A 15227-nucleotide genomic window follows, 5' to 3' on the forward strand; every position below is an offset into this window, starting at 1 on the left:
CGCGATCGACCCTCCCCCTCCAGGGGAGGGTAAGAGCAGCCATCAATCGAACAAACTCGGCGTGTGGTTCACCAGCGCGCCTTCGATCTCGAGCATCTTCAGCTTCGTCACCACGCCGCCATTGGCCGAGAAGCCGCCGGGCTTGTTGCCGGCAGCCAGCACGCGATGGCAGGGCACGACGATCGGGCACGGGTTGCGGCCGAGCGCCTGGCCGACATCGCGCGACAGCTGGACGCCGCCGAGCTGCTTGGCGATGTCGCCATAGGTGATGGTCTTGCCGGGCGGGATGGCGCGGGCGATCTCGTAGACGCCGCGGTTGAAGTCGGGCACGCCGTCGAGATCGAGCGGAATGTCGGTGAGATCGTCAGGCTCGCCCGCGAGCAGTTTTGTGATGCGGTCGATCGCCTCTCGCACCTCGGCGGTCGGTTCGGCCTCGGTGGCGTCGGCATGGCGCTGGCTGATGCGGGTGCGGATCTTCTCCTCGCCGCCCATGGGCAGTTGCGTGCCGTTGATACCACGCGGACCCCAGGCGATGGCGCAGAGGCCGATCCTGGTATCGAACAGGGCAAAATGCTGGTCGGTCATGGCTTGGTTCCTGGCTTGCGCCCTCGTCGCATGCCCCCATTGTGATCCATGCCTAAATCTAGGCTTGGAAATAGTTGCGATCCACCCGGTTTCCGGGAATCTTGCACAGGAGTTCCTGCCCCCTTCCCGCGAGCCCCGAATGCAAAGCCTCCACGTCAACGGATACGACATGACCTATCTCGACGTGGGTGAAGACCGAGGCCGGCCGCCGCTGGTCTGCGTGCATGGCTCGCTCAATGACTTTCGCGTCTGGAGCTGCGTGCTCGGACCGCTGACGCAGCGGCACCGGGTGATCGCTGTCAGCTTGCGGCATTTCTTCCCCGACCGCTGGGACGGCGTCGGCGACACCTATTCGATCGCCCAGCATGTCCAGGACGTCATCGCCTTCATCGAGAAGCTCGACCTCGGCCCGGTCGATCTGATGGGCCACTCCCGCGGCGGCCACATCTGCTTCCGCGTGGCACAGACGCGCCCCGACCTGTTGCGGCGGCTGATCCTGGCCGAACCCGGCGGCGAGCTCGATGCGAGCCTCGATCCCGATTACGTCGGCGGCCCCTCGCCACTGTTGGCGCGGTTCACGGCCTCGGCCGCGAAAATCGCGGCCGGCGATGTCGACGGCGGCCTTGCCGTCTTCGTGGACACGCTGGAGGGAGCCGGCACCTGGCCGCGGCTGCCGGCGATGGTGAAGCAGAATCTGCGCGACAACGCCTATACCCTGATCGGGCAGGTCCGCGACAACCGCCCGCCGTTCTCGAAGGCGGATGCAGAATCGATCAAGATGCCGACGCTGTTCATCCTGGGCGCGCGGACCAAGGGCCTGCTGCCAAAGGTACTGCATGCGCTGGCTGCGCACGTGCCCTATTCCAAGACGGCGATCATCCCGAACGCGACCCATCCGATGTTCGAGCAGGCGCCGCAAAAATACTCCGAACTGGTTCTGGATTTCCTGGCGAGCTGATCATGCAGAGCTTTCGCGTCAACGGTTACGACATGGCCTATCTTGAAGTCGGAGAGGGCCATCCGCTGGTCTGCGTGCATGGCACGCTAGGTGATTTCCGCACCTGGTACTCGGTGCTCGGCCCACTGTCGAAGTCGCATCGCGTGATCTCGGTCAGCCTGCGGCACTTCTTTCCCGAGCATTGGGACGCCATCGGCGACGACTACAAGATGGCGCAGCATGTGGCCGACACGATCGCCTTCATCGAGCAGGTCAAACCCGGGCCGGTCGACCTGATGGGCCATTCGCGCGGCGGCCACATCGCGTTTCGCGTCGCGCAAGCGCGGCCTGACCTCCTGCGCAAGCTGGTGCTGGCCGAGCCGGGCGGCGATCTCGACGCCAGCCTGCCGGTGCCCGAAGGCACGCCCGCGCATCCGCCGCTCGCTGCGAAGACGATACGCTCGGTCGAGATGATCCGCGCCGGCGATCTCGACGGCGCGCTGCAGAATTTCTACGAGGGCATCGAAGGCGAAGGCTCGTGGCGGCGCGTGCCGGCGGCGGCGAAGCAACAGCTGCGCGACAACACGCTCACCTTCCTCGGCCAGATCAACGAGCAGCGCCGGTCCTACACGCTCGCTGATGCGCAAGCGATCAGGACGCCGACGCTGCTGATCGGCGGCGGCGCGACCACCGGCAGCCTGTCGGTGATGTGGCGCGTGCTGGCCGAGCACATCGCGGGCAGCAAGACCGCGGTGATCGAGAATGCCGGCCACTGGATGTTCGAGCAGGCGCCGCTTGAGTTCGGCGAGGTGGTGAACAGGTTTCTGGCGGAGTAGCTTTCTTTTTTCCTTCTCCCCTCTTGTCCGCCGAAGCCTTCAGGCGAAGGCGGATGTGGGAGAAGAATCACATCTGCAAATGAGTCTGCGGAGAAATACCCCTCACCCAAGTGAGTTTGTGTCTCCCAGCGGCGCTGCCCTCTCCCGCAAGGGGAGAGGGCACAGAAACTCACACCTTCCACACGCCGACCGGCATCTTGATCGTCGCGTTCAGCCGGTTCCAGACGTTGATGGTCGCGATCGAGAGGATCAGCGTTGCGAGCTCGCGCTCGTCAAAATGCTTGGCGGCCTCGTTCCAGATCGCATCCGGCACCGGGTCCTCGCGATCGGCAAGGCGGGTGACGGCCTCGGTCAGCGCCAGCGCGGCGCGTTCGGCGTCGCTGAAATAGGGCGCATCGCGCCAGGCCGAGACGGCGAACAGGCGCTCGTCGGTCTCACCCAGCTTGCGGGCGATCTTCGGATGCATGTCGACACAGACGCTGCAGCCATTGATCTGGCTGGCGCGCAGGTGCACCAGTTCGAGGAGTTTTTCCGGCAGGCCCTGCTTGGTCAAATTGCCAAGGGACTGAAGGACATTCATGGCCTCGGGAAGGACCATGACGGGGTGGTTCATGCGGGCGTGCATCATCTTGCGTCTCCGTTTGAAAATTTCGACGGTTCCGGTCACATCGACCGGATTGGCTTCGTCATGGGCATGACGGATCGCGACGAGGGAATGTGACCGATGAGCGAAGAAAATTTTCTCGGCCGCCAGTTCGAGGCCAGCAGGGACCATCTGCGCGCGGTCGCCTACCGGATGCTGGGCTCCAGTGCCGAGGTCGACGATGCCGTGCAGGAGGCCTGGCTGCGGGTCAGCCGCTACGACACGTCCGATGTCGCGAACCTGCGCGGCTGGCTGACCACCGTGGTCGCGCGCATCTGCCTCGACATGCTGCGCGCGCGCAAATCGCGCCGCGAGGACCCGATGGGCCCGCATGTGCCCGAGCCGGTCGACGAGACGCGGGAGCGCGAGGCCGAGATGGCTGATTCCGTCGGCGCGGCCCTTCTCGTCGTGCTCGAGACATTGCAGCCGGCAGAGCGGCTCGCCTTCGTGCTGCACGACATGTTCGCAGTCCCGTTCGAGGAGATCGCGCCGATCGTCGGACGCTCGGTCGACGCCTCGCGGCAGCTTGCGAGCCGCGCACGTCGGCGCGTCCAGGGTGCGCCGGTGCCCGAGGCGGACATCTCGCACCAGCGCACGATCGTCGATGCCTTCCTCAGGGCTTCGCGCGAAGGCAATTTCGAGGGCCTGCTGGCCCTGCTCGATCCCGACGTCGTGTTCCGTGCCGACCAGGCTGCGGTGCGGCTCGGCACGCTGCCGGAGATCCGCGGCGCGGATGCGGTCGCACAGCTCTACAAGGGCCGTGCGCAGGCTGCACGGACGGCGCTGGTCGATGGCGAGATCGGCGTCGCCGTCATCTTCGGCGGACGTCTGCGCATCGCGCTGCGCGTGACGTTCACCGGCGACCGGATCGCGGGGATCGAGGCGGTAGCCGATGCGGACCAGATCGCGACGATGGAGGTGGAGGTGCTGGAGCGCTAGCGGGACGTGGCATCCGGACAGCCCGGATGTTACGCTGAAGTCCAATCGCGCGCGATGCGCTCAAGACGCGAAAGGACGATTCCATGACAGCCCGCTTCATTCCCCTGCTCGCCTTGTCCCTGCTCGGCCTCGCCGCCGGCAGCACCATCGCGCTTGCGGCCGCCGACGAGAAGCTCAAGGCCGCGGCCGAGCAGGAGAAGGCGCCGCTGATCGAGACCCTGCACGACATGGTGATGATCGAGAGCGGCAGCAGCGATGCCGAGGGCCTGAAGAAGATGGCCGAATTCACCGAGGCGCGCCTGAAGGCGCTGGGCGCCACCATCGAGCGTCGCAAGACCACCGCGGGTACCGGCGCCGACATGGTGATCGCCACCTTCCAGGGCACCGGGTCGCGCAAGCTGATGCTGATCGCGCATATGGACACGGTCTATCAGCGCGGCATCCTCGCAAGCGAGCCGTACCGTATCGACGGCAACCGCATCTACGGCCCCGGCATCGCCGACGACAAGGGCGGCATCGCCGTGGTCCTGCATGCGCTCAAGATCCTGAAGGACGCCGGCTGGCAGGATTACGCCAGGCTCACCGTGTCCTTCAATCCGGATGAAGAGGTCGGCTCGATCGGGTCGGGCGAGATCATCGCCGAGCTCGCCGACCAGCACGACGTCGTGCTCTCCTGCGAACCGACTGTGGCCGCGCCGATCGCCAAGAATGACGGGCTGCTGCTGGGCGCGGCCGGCACTGCGACAGCGAAGATGGAGGTGAAGGGCCGCGCCTCGCATGCCGGCGCCGCGCCCGATCTCGGCCGCAACGCACTGATCGAGCTCGCGCACCAATTGCAGCAGACGAAGGACGTCGCCAAGTCGATCCCGGGCACGCAGCTGAACTGGACCACGGCGCAGGCCGGCACGGTGCGCAACCAGATTCCGGAAAAGGCCGAGGCCGGCGCCGACATCCGCCTGACCATCCCCGATGGCATCGCCAAATTGCAGGCGGCGCTCGACGCGAAGGTGAAGGACAAGTTCGTGCCCGACACCGAGACCACGGTGACGATCATTGCGGGCCGCCCGCCCTTCGTCGCCAGCGATCGCGGCCGCGCGCTCGCGCAGGAGGGGCAGGCGATCTATGCCGAGATCGACCGCAAGCTCGACATCGCCGAGATGACCGGCGGCGCCACCGATGCCGGCTATGCCAACCGCAGCGGCAAGGCGGTCGTGGTCGAGAGCTTTGGCCTCGCCGGCTTCGGCTATCACGCGCGGGACGAATTCATCGACACCAACTCGATCGTGCCGCGGCTCTATCTGATGAGCCGGATACTGATCGAGCAGGGCAAGAAGAAGTAGGCGCCGGGGCCGGCCAAGCCATTTTGGCGAAAACAACCCCATGCACAGTAGACGGCTCTAGCGATATCAATGGCTTAGCGAGGCCAAAAACGGCGACTTGAGGTCCGCCTTGACGCCCTCCCCCTCCCGCAGTACCTTCGAATACGGAATTCTGTATTCCCTCTTATGTCTCGGAGCTGCCGGCGTGATCCCTCTCGACCCGCTCCCGAACCTGATCGACCAGGTCTATGCGCGGATCCTGGAGGCGATCTCCGACCGCACACTTCAACCCGGTCAGCGCATCCGGCAGAACGAACTCGCCGACAAGCTCGGCGTGTCGCGCCAGCCGGTGTCGCATGCGCTGCATCTGCTGCACCGGCAGGGTCTCGTCGCCGAGAGCGGCCGTCGCGGCTTTGAAGTCACCCAGCTCGACCCTTCGCGCATCCGCCAGCTCTACGAGGTGCGCGGCGCCATCGACGCGCTGGCCGCGCGGCTCGCTGCTCAGCGCGCTGCAAGCGACGCGGCGGGACGCGCGCGGCTGGACGCAGCCCTCGCGGCCGGACGCCGCATCGACCGCAAGACTTCGCTCGCCGAGCTGATCGTGCTCGACGTCGATTTTCACCGCGCGATCTATCAGCTCGCGGGCAATCCCGTGATCGAGGAGACGATCGCGCCGCAATGGCCGCATATGCGCCGCTCGATGGCGACCGTGCTCTCCGAGCTCGATTATCGCGGCAGCGCGTGGGCCGAGCACGCGACGATTGCCGGACACATTCTCGCAGGCGATGCGAAAGCCGCCGAGCGCGCAGCGCTGGCCCATGCGCAGACGGCGGGACGGATGACCGAGGAGAAATTGAGGGCGACGGACGAGGCGGCGGCGTAGCCATTTGCGCGCCCGCCGTCATGCCCGGGCTTGTCCCGGGCATCCACGTTCTTCTCGCGAACGTGGAGCAAAGACGTGGATGGCCGGGTCAAGCCCGGGCATGACGAGAGAGAAAACAAATAAACAAAACAAGAGGAAGCGACCCATGAAACTGTCTCAGGAGCAATTGGAGTTCTTCCATCGCGAGGGCTGGCTGTTCCTCCCCGAATTGTTCAGCCAGGAGGAAGTCGACTTCCTCGCGCGCGAGGCGATCGGCATCTATGACGCGAACCGGCCCGAGGTCTGGCGCGAGAAGAGCGGCGCGCCGCGCACGGCCTTTGCCGCGCATCTCTACAACGAGGCCTTCGGCATCCTGGGTGCGCATCCGCGCATGATCGACCCGGTCGAGCAATTGTTCGGCGAGCCGGTCTACATGCACCAGTTCAAGATCAACGCGAAATCGGCCTTCACCGGCGACGTCTGGCAATGGCACCAGGATTACGGCACCTGGAAGCGCGACGACGGCATGCCGGAGCCGCGCGCGATGAACATCGCGATCTTCCTCGACGAGGTGATGCCGATCAACGGCCCCCTGATGCTGGTGCCGCAGAGCCAGAATGCCGGCGATCTCCAGGCCTCGCATGACCTTGCGACGACCTCCTACCCGCTGTGGACGCTGGACGAAGAGACCGTGACGCGGCTGGTCAAGCAGGGCGGCATCGTCGCACCCACCGGCAAGCCGGGCGGCATGCTGATGTTCCACGGCAATCTCGTGCACGGCTCGGCCGGCAACATCACGCCCTACCCGCGCAAGATCGTGTACCTGACCCTGAACGCGGTCTCGAACTACATCCGCACACCGACGCGGCCCGAGTACATCGCGCATCGCGATTTTGCGCCGATCAAGACGGTGAACGACGATGCGCTGGTGCGGCTCGCACGTGCGCCGCGACAGGCGGCGGAGTAAGTTCTCACTGTCATTCCGGGGCGCGCCTTCTTGGGCGCGAGCCCGGAATCCATACTCCCGATCGTGGTTATGGATTCCGGGCTCGACGCTGCGCGTCTCCCCGGAATGACGAGATTTGATTGTTGCACTCAGGACATCCCCCATGAACCTCTTCCGCCTCCTCCAGGCCCACGCGTCCGCCGGCAAGCCTGTCCGTGTCGCGCTGATCGGCGCCGGCAAGTTCGGCTCGATGTTTCTGGCGCAGGTGCCGCACACGCCGGGGCTGGAAGTGCCCATCATCGTCGATATCGATCGCGACCGTGCGCGCGAAGCCTGCCGCACCGTGGGCTGGGATGCGGAGCGCATCGCGGCCACTGTGTTTACCGACGACGGCGCACGCGCCATTGCGGGCGGCGCGATGGATGTTGTCGTTGAAGCGACCGGCAATCCGGCCGTCGGCATCAAGCACGCGCGCGCTGCGATTGCGGCGGGCAAGCATATCGTGATGGTGAATGTCGAGGCCGACGTGCTGGCGGGCCCCTTGCTTGCCGAGGAAGCACGGAAGGCGGGCGTGGTCTATTCGCTCGCTTATGGCGACCAGCCGGCGCTGACGGCCGAGATGGTCGACTGGGCGCGCGCCACTGGTTTTCGCGTGGTCGCGGCCGGCAAGGGCACGAAGTATCTGCCGGCCTATCACGACGTGACGCCCGACGGCGTCTGGCAGCACTATGGTCTCACCGCGGGCGAGGCACAGTCGGCCGGCATGAATCCGCAGATGTTCAACTCCTTCCTCGACGGCACCAAATCCGCGATCGAGATGGCCGCGATCGCCAATGCCTGTGCGCTCGACGTACCCGCGAACGGTTTGCTGTTTCCACCCTGCGGCGTCGACGATTTGCCACACATCATGCGGCCGCGCGAACGCGGCGGCGTGCTGGAGCGGTCGGGCGTGGTGGAAGTCGTCTCCTCGCTCGAGCGCGACGGCCGGCCGGTGTTTCGCGATTTGCGGTGGGGCGTCTATGTCGTGCTGGAGGCGCCGAACGACTATGCCGCCGACTGCTTCAGGCAATACGGCCTGAAGACCGACGGCAGCGGACGCTTCGCGGCGATGTACAAGCCGTACCATCTGATCGGGCTCGAGCTGAACATCTCGATCCTGTCGGCGGCGCTGCGGGGCGAGCCGACCGGCCAGCCCTATGGCTTCCGCGGCGACGTTGCCGCCGTGGCCAAGCGCAATCTGCGCGCCGGCGAGATGCTGGACGGCGAAGGCGGCTACACCGTGTGGGGCAAGCTGGTGCCGGCGGCCGCGAGCCTGAAGGCAGGCGCCCTGCCGATCGGTCTCGCACATCGCCTGAAGCTGAAGCACGACGTCGCCCATGGCGAGATCGTGCGCTGGAGCGACGTCGAGTTCGACGCTAACAACGAGACGATCAAGACGCGAAAGGTAATGGAGACGGCATTCGCGAAATAACGGCTAGAACGGCCCCGGTTGAGCGGGTGGACTGGGCCAATCCGATCGCAAATTGTTCGGATTATTCCTTGCGAACAAGTCCTGCCTTATAACGCCGCTCGGGCCCGCATCAATTGATGGTGGCATTCCGCGAACATCACGGGTTGGCGCGACCATGACGCCGGTCCGAACGCCACAATTGGCGGGATAGCCAACGTGTCGGCAGTAAGTTGCAGCACTCGCGCCTGCATTGCTTCCAATTGAGAAGCCAATAATTAGCGACGCTGACAAGGCAATTGATCGCTTCATTCTTGCCTCCTGTAGCTGATCCACGGGAGAGAATTATAGATGAAGTGTAGCTATGCCAAAGCGGTGAATGTTGAACCATGAGTTCGGCTTCTCGATCAAAAGCCGGCATCGGCCGCAGCCCGCGCCATGTCCAACCGTATGCGGACTCATGATCGCAGCAGGTTGCGTCCTATTCGACCACGATGGCCTTGGCTTCGGCCTCCTCGAAATTCTTGCGATGGTCACAGCGATTGATAGCCCCGAGAAGCCAATGGCCGGGCCGAGCAGTGTCGGGATGGTCGCGAAGGATGACACCGGGATGCTCGTTCTGTTCGTGCCCGCCCAACGTGTCACGTCGATTTGATGTTTTGCGCGCAAAAAAAACGGGTACTGACACACGTGGCATCTTGCACCACGGTCCAACCGTAAGGAGCAATCCATGATAAATCTGAAAATTCTTGGTGCGGTCGTTGTTGTGGCATCTGCCCTGTCCAGCTCTGCTGCACAGGCGCAGTGGTACAACTCCAATCCGGACGCATGCCAAGCTGAATTCGCCAGCTGCACGGGTCTTGGAACGGGGACCACCCCCGACTATCGAGTTCGGCCATCAACTCGGCGAACGGCATATCGCCAGCCGGCAGCGGCGGACGCGACTGTCGGCAACTGGGGCAATTCCTACGCCATGTCGCCCGGCATGTCGTACGGCGAGATGGGCTGGAACGGCAGCTGGAGTACGTATGCTGCCCGCAACGGCATCGTCTGCCGGCCCGGCACCTATTTCAAGGGTAGCGACGGCCTCCAGCATCTCTGCCAGTAGGTCATCTGCTCTGACGTTAAACAGCTCAGGCGGCCCCAAAGGGGCCGCCTGTTTCGTGCCGAAGTTGTGGCTCTGCCGAAATCAGCATCCAGGTCACGCGGTGGGTGCACGACTGGATGTAGGAACGGCCCCGACCTCCGGCCCTGCAAGCGGGAGAGGGAGCGCACTGCCTTCGTAGTAACGATCTCTATGGAAGCAGCCGGCTATCTTTGGCTTGCTTGAACCACTTCCGGAACATGTCCTCGGTGTCCATCATCTCGGTGAAGCCGGCGCGGTTGATCTTCACGGTCGAGACGATCGAGGGCGGACCGGACTCGGTCTGGCCGTAGCGCATGCTGTAATCGGCGTATTGGAACGACAGGCCGACGAAGTCGGCGAGGTCCGGCGACACGAGGTCATGCTTGCGTCGCAACGCGTCCCAAGAAGAGACCCAATTGGGAAACTCCTTGGCGAGCGATAGCGGGATCGGCTTGCCGGGCTTCATCTCCAGCGCGTCGGCCACCGCGGGCCAGATGTTTTCCCAGGTGAAGACATCGCCATTGGTGACGTTGAAGGCTTCGTTCTGTGCCGCCTTGGCCTCGCCCGACCAGGCGATCGCGCGCGCGAGGAGATCGACGTCGACGGCCTGCGCCACCCGCGCGGCGCCGCCGGGAAAGTCGAGCGGCCTGCCCTGCTCGCGCAGCATCGCCGCATAGACGCCGAGCGGCGGGATCAGATCCATGGCGCCCCCCATGGCGAGGCCGACGATCAGAACGGGGCGCAAGATGCTCCAGTGCCAGGCTTTCCCGGCCTGGAGCTCGCGCAGGAAATTTTCCTGCGCCCAATAAAAGTTGGGCTGCTCGTACATCTCGGAGCGGCCTTCGCGCGCCGGCACCGTCAAGGGGCGGACGTGAACGCCATAGGCCTTGGTGCCTTGCAGCAAGGCGACGTGCTTGAGGTCTGGCGCCATCGGCTCGAGCGCGGCCATCAAATTGCGCAGCATCAGATCATTGGTCTTGATCTGCTGCGGATCGCGCCAACCATCGACGAGCTGTGGCGCCTCGTAGAGTGCGGCGTAGATCAAATGGGTGGCGCCCTGAAGCTCGGCCGCGGCACGGCGGCAATCGGCGTCGCTGGTGAGGTCGATCGGGACGTGGCGGGCGCCGTAGAGGTCGCGCGGCTTGCGCCGTGACAGCGCGATGACCTCGCAAGGGCTGGATGTGCCGAAGTGTCGCAACGCGGCGTTGCCGACGAGACCGGTTGCCCCAGCGACCACGACCTTTTTGCTCGTCATGCGCGAGCCTCCCTTGTTATTGCCTAATCGCGTAGCAGATCGCTGATGGTTCCGACTTGCGTCTGGCCCGCGTTCGCACTTGCGAGGAAGGCATCAGGCTTGATTATCGTAGGGCGTCCGGTCATCCTTGCTGACGGAACCGCAACGCTCGGCTTCCAGCAACAAGAGCCCATCAGGGCCATTCGGAAACGCTCAAACAAATCTCAACAAGAGAACGTCGATCCTCGGCGAAGACAAGACGACAGCAAGATCGTTCCCTGGTCGATGCATCGACGCAATGGAAGGGATGCGCATGAAACGTCGTGATTTTCTGAAGGTGACAGGCGTCGGCCTGGCCGCGAGCACAGCAGTGGCTGCGCCCGCGATCGCGCAGTCGTCGCCCGAGGTCAGGTGGCGCTACGCCACGAGCTGGCCGAAAGCCCTCGATACGCTCTATGGCGGCTGCGAATATTTCTGCAAGCAGGTCGCCGACATTACCGACAACAAATTCCAGATCCAGCCTTTTGCGGCGGGCGAGATCGTCCCGGGCCTGCAGGTGCTCGACGCCGTGTCGAACGGCACTGTCGAGATCGGCAATACCGCGCTTTATTACTATTGGGGCAAGAACCCCGCATTCACGTTCGCAACCGCCCTTCCGTTCGGATTGAACACGCGCCAGCAGATTTCCTGGTTGCTGTGGGGCGGCGGACAGGATCTCGTCAACGACCTCCTGAAGGAGCACAACGTCTACGGCATCCCGACCGGATCGACCGGCGCGCAGATGGGCGGCTGGTTCAGGAAGGAGATCAAGACTGTCGACGACCTTAAGGGCCTGAAGATGCGTATCGGCGGCTTTGCCGGCACGATCCTCGCCAAGCTCGGCTGCGTGCCGCAGCAGCTCGCCGGCGGCGACATCTATCCGGCGCTGGAGAAGGGCACCATCGACGCGGCCGAGTGGGTCGGTCCCTATGACGACGAGAAGCTCGGCTTCGCCAAGGTCGCGAAGTACTACTACTATCCCGGCTGGTGGGAAGGCACGAGCCAGGGCCACAACATCATGAACATCGAGAAGTGGAACGCGCTGCCCAAGCACTATCAGGCGGCGATCGACGCGGCGTCACGCGACACCTTCACCTGGATCACCGGCAAGTACGATGCGGTGAATGCTCCGGCGCTGAAGCGGCTGATCGTGAACGGCGCGATCCTCAGGGGCTTCCCGCAGGAAGTGCTCGAGGCCTGCTACAACACCGCCAACGAGATCTATGCCGACCTGTCCAAGACCAATCCGCATTTCGGCAAGATGCATGCGAGCATGACCGCGTTCAAGAATGACTCGTTGCCTTGGACGCAGGTGGCCGAGCTGAGCTACGACAGCTTCATGGCGCGGATGCGGACCAAGACGTGAGGCGCTGAGCGGCTCACACGACTAAAGACGGAGAAGCCCCGGAGATGCTGCCATCTCCGGGGTTTTACGTGCTTTGGTTCTGGTTTCGGACCAAACCTGGTTGTCCCAATCGGCTTCGCAACTGCGAGCGTTCCGACGACGCTTGATTATCGCAAGGCGACCGGTCATCCTGAAGGGCGGAACCGCAACGTACGGGATCCACAAAGAGCCCTGAAGGGCCGTCGGACACACTCACACCTTCACCAAAGACAAGTTCGGTTCTCGGCGAAGCAAAAGACGACACGAAGATCGTTCCCTTAGTCGAGCAATCGGCACAACGGAGGGATACGCATGAAACGTCGTGAATTTCTGAAAGTGACAGGCGCTGGCCTGGCGGCAAGCACAGCGGTTGCTGCGCCGGCCATCGCGCAATCTTCGCCGGAAGTGAGATGGCGGCTCGCCGCGAGCTGGCCCAAGGCGCTCGATACGCTCTATGGCGGCTGCGAATATTTCTGCAAGCGCGTGGCCGAGGCCACCGACAACAAATTCCAGATCCAGCCGTTCGCGTCCGGCGAGATCGTGCCGGGCCTGCAGGTGCTCGACGCGGTGTCGAACGGCACGGTCGAGATGGGCAACACGGCGCTGTATTATTACTGGGGCAAGAACCCCGCCTTCACGTTCGGCACCTCGCTGCCGTTCGGACTGAACACGCGGGCGCATATTTCCTGGCTGCTGTTCGGCGGCGGCACGGAAATGCTCAACGACCTGCTGAAGGAATACAACACGGTCGGCATTCCCACCGGCTCGACCGGCGCCCAGATGGGCGGCTGGTTCCGGAAGGAGATCAAGTCGATGGAGGATTTCAGGGGACTGAAATTCCGCGTCGGCGGCTTCGCCGGCACGATCATCGCCAAGGTCGGCGGCGTGCCGCAGCAGATCGCGGGCGGCGACATCTATCCGGCGCTGGAGAAGGGCACGATCGACGCTGCCGAATGGGTCGGCCCCTATGACGACGAGAAGCTCGGCTTCGTGAAGGTCGCGAAATACTACTACTATCCGGGCTGGTGGGAAGGCACCGGCCAGGGCCACAACATCATGAATCTCGACAAGTGGAACGCGCTGCCGAAGCACTATCAATCCGTGGTCGAGATGGCCTCACGCGATACCTTCACCTGGGTCACCGGCAAATACGACTACGTCAACCCGCCCGCGCTGAAGCGTCTGCTGGTGGCCGGGGCGATCCTGAAGCCGTTCCCGCAGGAAGTGCTGGAGGCCTGCTACAACGCCGCGCACGAGATCTACGCCGATCTCAACAAGACCAACCCGCATTTCCACAAGCTGTACACGAGCCTGTCGGCATTCAGGAACGAGTCGCTCGCCTGGATGCAGGTCGCCGAGCTCAGCTACGACAGCTTCATGATGCGGATGCGGACGCGGACGTGAGGCGTTAAGCGAAACGCAGCGCCACAAACGACGAAAGCCCCGGAGATGTCTCCGGGGCTTTTTGTTTCGGGATCAAGAGCGCGATAAGGCGAGAGCCCGAACCACACCAAAGCTGTCATCGCCCGGCTTGACCGGGCGATCCGGTATTCCAGAGGCCCATATTGGAGAACACGCTCTCACCACAACCGCTGCGGCGTACTGGATGACCCGGCCAAGCCGGGGCATGACAGCTGTGAGTGTGGCGGGCGCTTTCCGTAATAGCGCTCAGTTCTGATCGTCACCCAGTGCGGCAACCAGCTTGTCGTAGTACTTGCCGACCAGATCGATGTTGGCCTTGTTCTCGACCTGCGGCGCCGGCGTCTTCAGCGCTTCGTTGAGCTCGTCGAGCGCTTCCTTCTTGTCCTTGGCCGGCATCTTCTTGTCAGCCTGGACCTGCGCGATCTGCGCCTTGATGACGGCTTCGGTGCCGACATATTTCTTGGTCGCGGGATCGAAGCCGCCGAGCACGAGGCTGATGTTGTCGACGACGTTGTTGTAATCGTCATAGCCGGCAAAGCCGTTCTTCTTGGCAACGCCGTCGAGCTGGCCGATCACCTTCTGGTCGGGCGCGGTGTTCTCCGGCAGCTTTTCCGTGATCGCATCCATGTCCTTCTGCGCGGCGAGCACGCCGTCGAGCTGCTTGTCGGTCAGCGCGATCTGCTTGAGGCTGGGCGCCTGCGCGGGCGCGGCCTGCGGAGCCGGCGCGGCCTGCTTGGCCTGCGCGAACGCGGTGCCGGAGGAGGCGAGCGATGCGGCGGACAGAAGGCACGCGACGCCAAACGCGGTGAGGGCGGGACGAAGCAATGCTGGCATGGGAGTCTCCTCCTGAAGGGGATGGTTGGTGTTGTCAGCGGAAGGTCTTGGCGATCGAAGGTCTCGACGACGGAAAAACTAGGGAGCCTGGAATGAACTGCGCATGAACTCCGCTTGCGTCTGCTAAGGGCCGATCATGGCTGAATGATCACAACCCTGTGGTGGGTCCTGCGATCACCAAACATTGTTCTGCATGCAATCCATCTGCTTGCCGACATCTCGAGGCGCCTGCCATTTGCGGCGCGGTGGCGTTCAGCCTGGTGTCAGGAATCACCTGAAATCACGACCTGCGACTGCTCATTGTGCCGGCGGACAAATACGCCGATGAGGAAGGTGCACGAGAGCGCGCGCAGCGTTGAGAGCGGCGAAGATCTGCTGTTGGTCGACGAATGGAAGACGCACCGCGTGGAGCCACGTCTTCTGCTCGCGCCGCGGGATCTACACGTTCCATCGCCAGCGCGACGCCGGATCGTTTCGGCGTCAACGTGTTCTGTCTTGAGGATGAGGCTCGGCGCCACTGTTGCCGAAGACGAGAACACAAACAAAAACGCCGCCTCGGTTTCCCGAGGCGGCGTTTTGTATTCGAACATCGAAAGAGGAAGATTTCTTGTCCTTGGCAGGCCTGGCAGCGACCTACTCTCCCAGGGCTTAAGCCATAGTACCATTGGCGCTGA

16 protein-coding genes are annotated in these 15227 nt (G+C 63.8%); 11 read left to right on the forward strand and 5 right to left on the reverse strand.

What is annotated here, in order from left to right; genetic code table 11:
* Positions 1-42: 42 nt before the first annotated feature.
* Entirely contained in the window at positions 43-585 is a 543-nt protein-coding gene (locus tag ABIA90_RS34070) for a methylated-DNA--[protein]-cysteine S-methyltransferase (RefSeq protein ID WP_063985757.1), read from the reverse strand.
* A 139-nt stretch (positions 586-724) separates the two neighbouring features.
* On the opposite strand from ABIA90_RS34070, the gene ABIA90_RS34075 reads away from it, so the two are divergent.
* Together ABIA90_RS34075 and ABIA90_RS34080 are read left to right on the forward strand one after the other, a co-directional pair.
* Complete coding sequence (locus ABIA90_RS34075) at positions 725-1543, forward strand: alpha/beta fold hydrolase (protein ID WP_354120730.1); 819 nt, start codon at positions 725-727, stop codon at positions 1541-1543.
* A gap of 2 nt (positions 1544-1545) precedes the next feature.
* Entirely contained in the window at positions 1546-2358 is an 813-nt protein-coding gene (locus ABIA90_RS34080) for an alpha/beta fold hydrolase (RefSeq protein WP_354120729.1), read from the forward strand.
* 169 nt (positions 2359-2527) lie between these two features.
* Here the strand turns inward: ABIA90_RS34080 and ABIA90_RS34085 are convergent, their stop codons facing one another.
* A complete protein-coding gene (locus tag ABIA90_RS34085; RefSeq protein WP_166105549.1) occupies positions 2528-2983 on the reverse strand; it encodes a carboxymuconolactone decarboxylase family protein in 456 nt (151 codons plus the stop codon).
* A 99-nt stretch (positions 2984-3082) separates the two neighbouring features.
* Between ABIA90_RS34085 and ABIA90_RS34090 the strand changes: the two genes are divergently transcribed.
* The 7 genes from ABIA90_RS34090 to ABIA90_RS34120 all read left to right on the forward strand — a co-directional run bounded on the left by ABIA90_RS34090 (position 3083) and on the right by ABIA90_RS34120 (position 9622).
* Positions 3083-3940 (forward strand): sigma-70 family RNA polymerase sigma factor, encoded by an 858-nt coding sequence (locus tag ABIA90_RS34090; protein WP_354120728.1) that lies wholly within the window; start codon positions 3083-3085, stop codon positions 3938-3940.
* An 83-nt stretch (positions 3941-4023) separates the two neighbouring features.
* Positions 4024-5280, forward strand: coding sequence for a M20/M25/M40 family metallo-hydrolase (locus tag ABIA90_RS34095; RefSeq protein ID WP_354120727.1), 1257 nt, complete (start codon positions 4024-4026; stop codon positions 5278-5280).
* A 184-nt stretch (positions 5281-5464) separates the two neighbouring features.
* Complete coding sequence (locus ABIA90_RS34100) at positions 5465-6142, forward strand: GntR family transcriptional regulator (protein ID WP_063985762.1); 678 nt, start codon at positions 5465-5467, stop codon at positions 6140-6142.
* 145 nt (positions 6143-6287) lie between these two features.
* Positions 6288-7088: a phytanoyl-CoA dioxygenase family protein gene (locus ABIA90_RS34105; RefSeq protein WP_354120726.1), complete on the forward strand. Its 801-nt coding sequence runs from the start codon at positions 6288-6290 to the stop codon at positions 7086-7088.
* 142 nt (positions 7089-7230) lie between these two features.
* Positions 7231-8538, forward strand: a complete 1308-nt coding sequence (locus tag ABIA90_RS34110; protein ID WP_354120725.1) for an NAD(P)H-dependent oxidoreductase — start codon at positions 7231-7233, stop codon at positions 8536-8538.
* Positions 8539-8974: 436 nt separating this feature from the next.
* The gene (locus ABIA90_RS34115) at positions 8975-9169 is read left to right on the forward strand and encodes a hypothetical protein (protein ID WP_354122492.1); all 195 of its coding nucleotides are present in this window, start codon (positions 8975-8977) and stop codon (positions 9167-9169) included.
* Positions 9170-9244: 75 nt separating this feature from the next.
* Positions 9245-9622, forward strand: a complete 378-nt coding sequence (locus ABIA90_RS34120; protein WP_354120723.1) for a hypothetical protein — start codon at positions 9245-9247, stop codon at positions 9620-9622.
* A gap of 187 nt (positions 9623-9809) precedes the next feature.
* Here the strand turns inward: ABIA90_RS34120 and ABIA90_RS34125 are convergent, their stop codons facing one another.
* Positions 9810-10895: an SDR family oxidoreductase gene (locus ABIA90_RS34125; protein WP_354120722.1), complete on the reverse strand. Its 1086-nt coding sequence runs from the start codon at positions 10893-10895 to the stop codon at positions 9810-9812.
* Positions 10896-11187: 292 nt separating this feature from the next.
* Here ABIA90_RS34125 and ABIA90_RS34130 point away from each other — a divergent pair, with 292 nt between their 5' ends.
* Together ABIA90_RS34130 and ABIA90_RS34135 are read left to right on the forward strand one after the other, a co-directional pair.
* The gene (locus tag ABIA90_RS34130) at positions 11188-12279 is read left to right on the forward strand and encodes a TRAP transporter substrate-binding protein (protein ID WP_063986726.1); all 1092 of its coding nucleotides are present in this window, start codon (positions 11188-11190) and stop codon (positions 12277-12279) included.
* A gap of 330 nt (positions 12280-12609) precedes the next feature.
* The gene (locus ABIA90_RS34135) at positions 12610-13701 is read left to right on the forward strand and encodes a TRAP transporter substrate-binding protein (RefSeq protein WP_354120721.1); all 1092 of its coding nucleotides are present in this window, start codon (positions 12610-12612) and stop codon (positions 13699-13701) included.
* Positions 13702-13965: 264 nt separating this feature from the next.
* Here ABIA90_RS34135 and ABIA90_RS34140 read toward each other — a convergent pair whose 3' ends face one another.
* Positions 13966-14553, reverse strand: coding sequence for a hypothetical protein (locus ABIA90_RS34140; RefSeq protein WP_166348920.1), 588 nt, complete (start codon positions 14551-14553; stop codon positions 13966-13968).
* Between the two features lie 263 nt (positions 14554-14816).
* Positions 14817-15227, reverse strand: a 411-nt coding sequence (locus ABIA90_RS34145; protein ID WP_354120720.1) for a hypothetical protein, incomplete at its 5' end; no start/stop codon positions are given.

Origin of the sequence: Bradyrhizobium sp. LA6.8 (assembly GCF_040547935.1) — a bacterium.
In the GTDB taxonomy this organism is placed as follows: domain Bacteria; phylum Pseudomonadota; class Alphaproteobacteria; order Rhizobiales; family Xanthobacteraceae; genus Bradyrhizobium; species Bradyrhizobium barranii.

Coding starts and splice junctions, on each gene's coding strand:
- ABIA90_RS34120 (WP_354120723.1), top strand. CDS start 9,245: ATGATAAATCTGAAAATTCTTGGTGCGGTCGTTGTTGTGGCATCTGCC.
- ABIA90_RS34115 (WP_354122492.1), top strand. CDS start 8,975: ATGATCGCAGCAGGTTGCGTCCTATTCGACCACGATGGCCTTGGCTTC.
- ABIA90_RS34080 (WP_354120729.1), top strand. CDS start 1,546: ATGCAGAGCTTTCGCGTCAACGGTTACGACATGGCCTATCTTGAAGTC.
- ABIA90_RS34130 (WP_063986726.1), top strand. CDS start 11,188: ATGAAACGTCGTGATTTTCTGAAGGTGACAGGCGTCGGCCTGGCCGCG.
- ABIA90_RS34110 (WP_354120725.1), top strand. CDS start 7,231: ATGAACCTCTTCCGCCTCCTCCAGGCCCACGCGTCCGCCGGCAAGCCT.
- ABIA90_RS34095 (WP_354120727.1), top strand. CDS start 4,024: ATGACAGCCCGCTTCATTCCCCTGCTCGCCTTGTCCCTGCTCGGCCTC.
- ABIA90_RS34135 (WP_354120721.1), top strand. CDS start 12,610: ATGAAACGTCGTGAATTTCTGAAAGTGACAGGCGCTGGCCTGGCGGCA.
- ABIA90_RS34140 (WP_166348920.1), bottom strand. CDS start 14,553: ATGCCAGCATTGCTTCGTCCCGCCCTCACCGCGTTTGGCGTCGCGTGC.
- ABIA90_RS34105 (WP_354120726.1), top strand. CDS start 6,288: ATGAAACTGTCTCAGGAGCAATTGGAGTTCTTCCATCGCGAGGGCTGG.
- ABIA90_RS34070 (WP_063985757.1), bottom strand. CDS start 585: ATGACCGACCAGCATTTTGCCCTGTTCGATACCAGGATCGGCCTCTGC.
- ABIA90_RS34085 (WP_166105549.1), bottom strand. CDS start 2,983: ATGCACGCCCGCATGAACCACCCCGTCATGGTCCTTCCCGAGGCCATG.
- ABIA90_RS34090 (WP_354120728.1), top strand. CDS start 3,083: ATGAGCGAAGAAAATTTTCTCGGCCGCCAGTTCGAGGCCAGCAGGGAC.
- ABIA90_RS34075 (WP_354120730.1), top strand. CDS start 725: ATGCAAAGCCTCCACGTCAACGGATACGACATGACCTATCTCGACGTG.
- ABIA90_RS34125 (WP_354120722.1), bottom strand. CDS start 10,895: ATGACGAGCAAAAAGGTCGTGGTCGCTGGGGCAACCGGTCTCGTCGGC.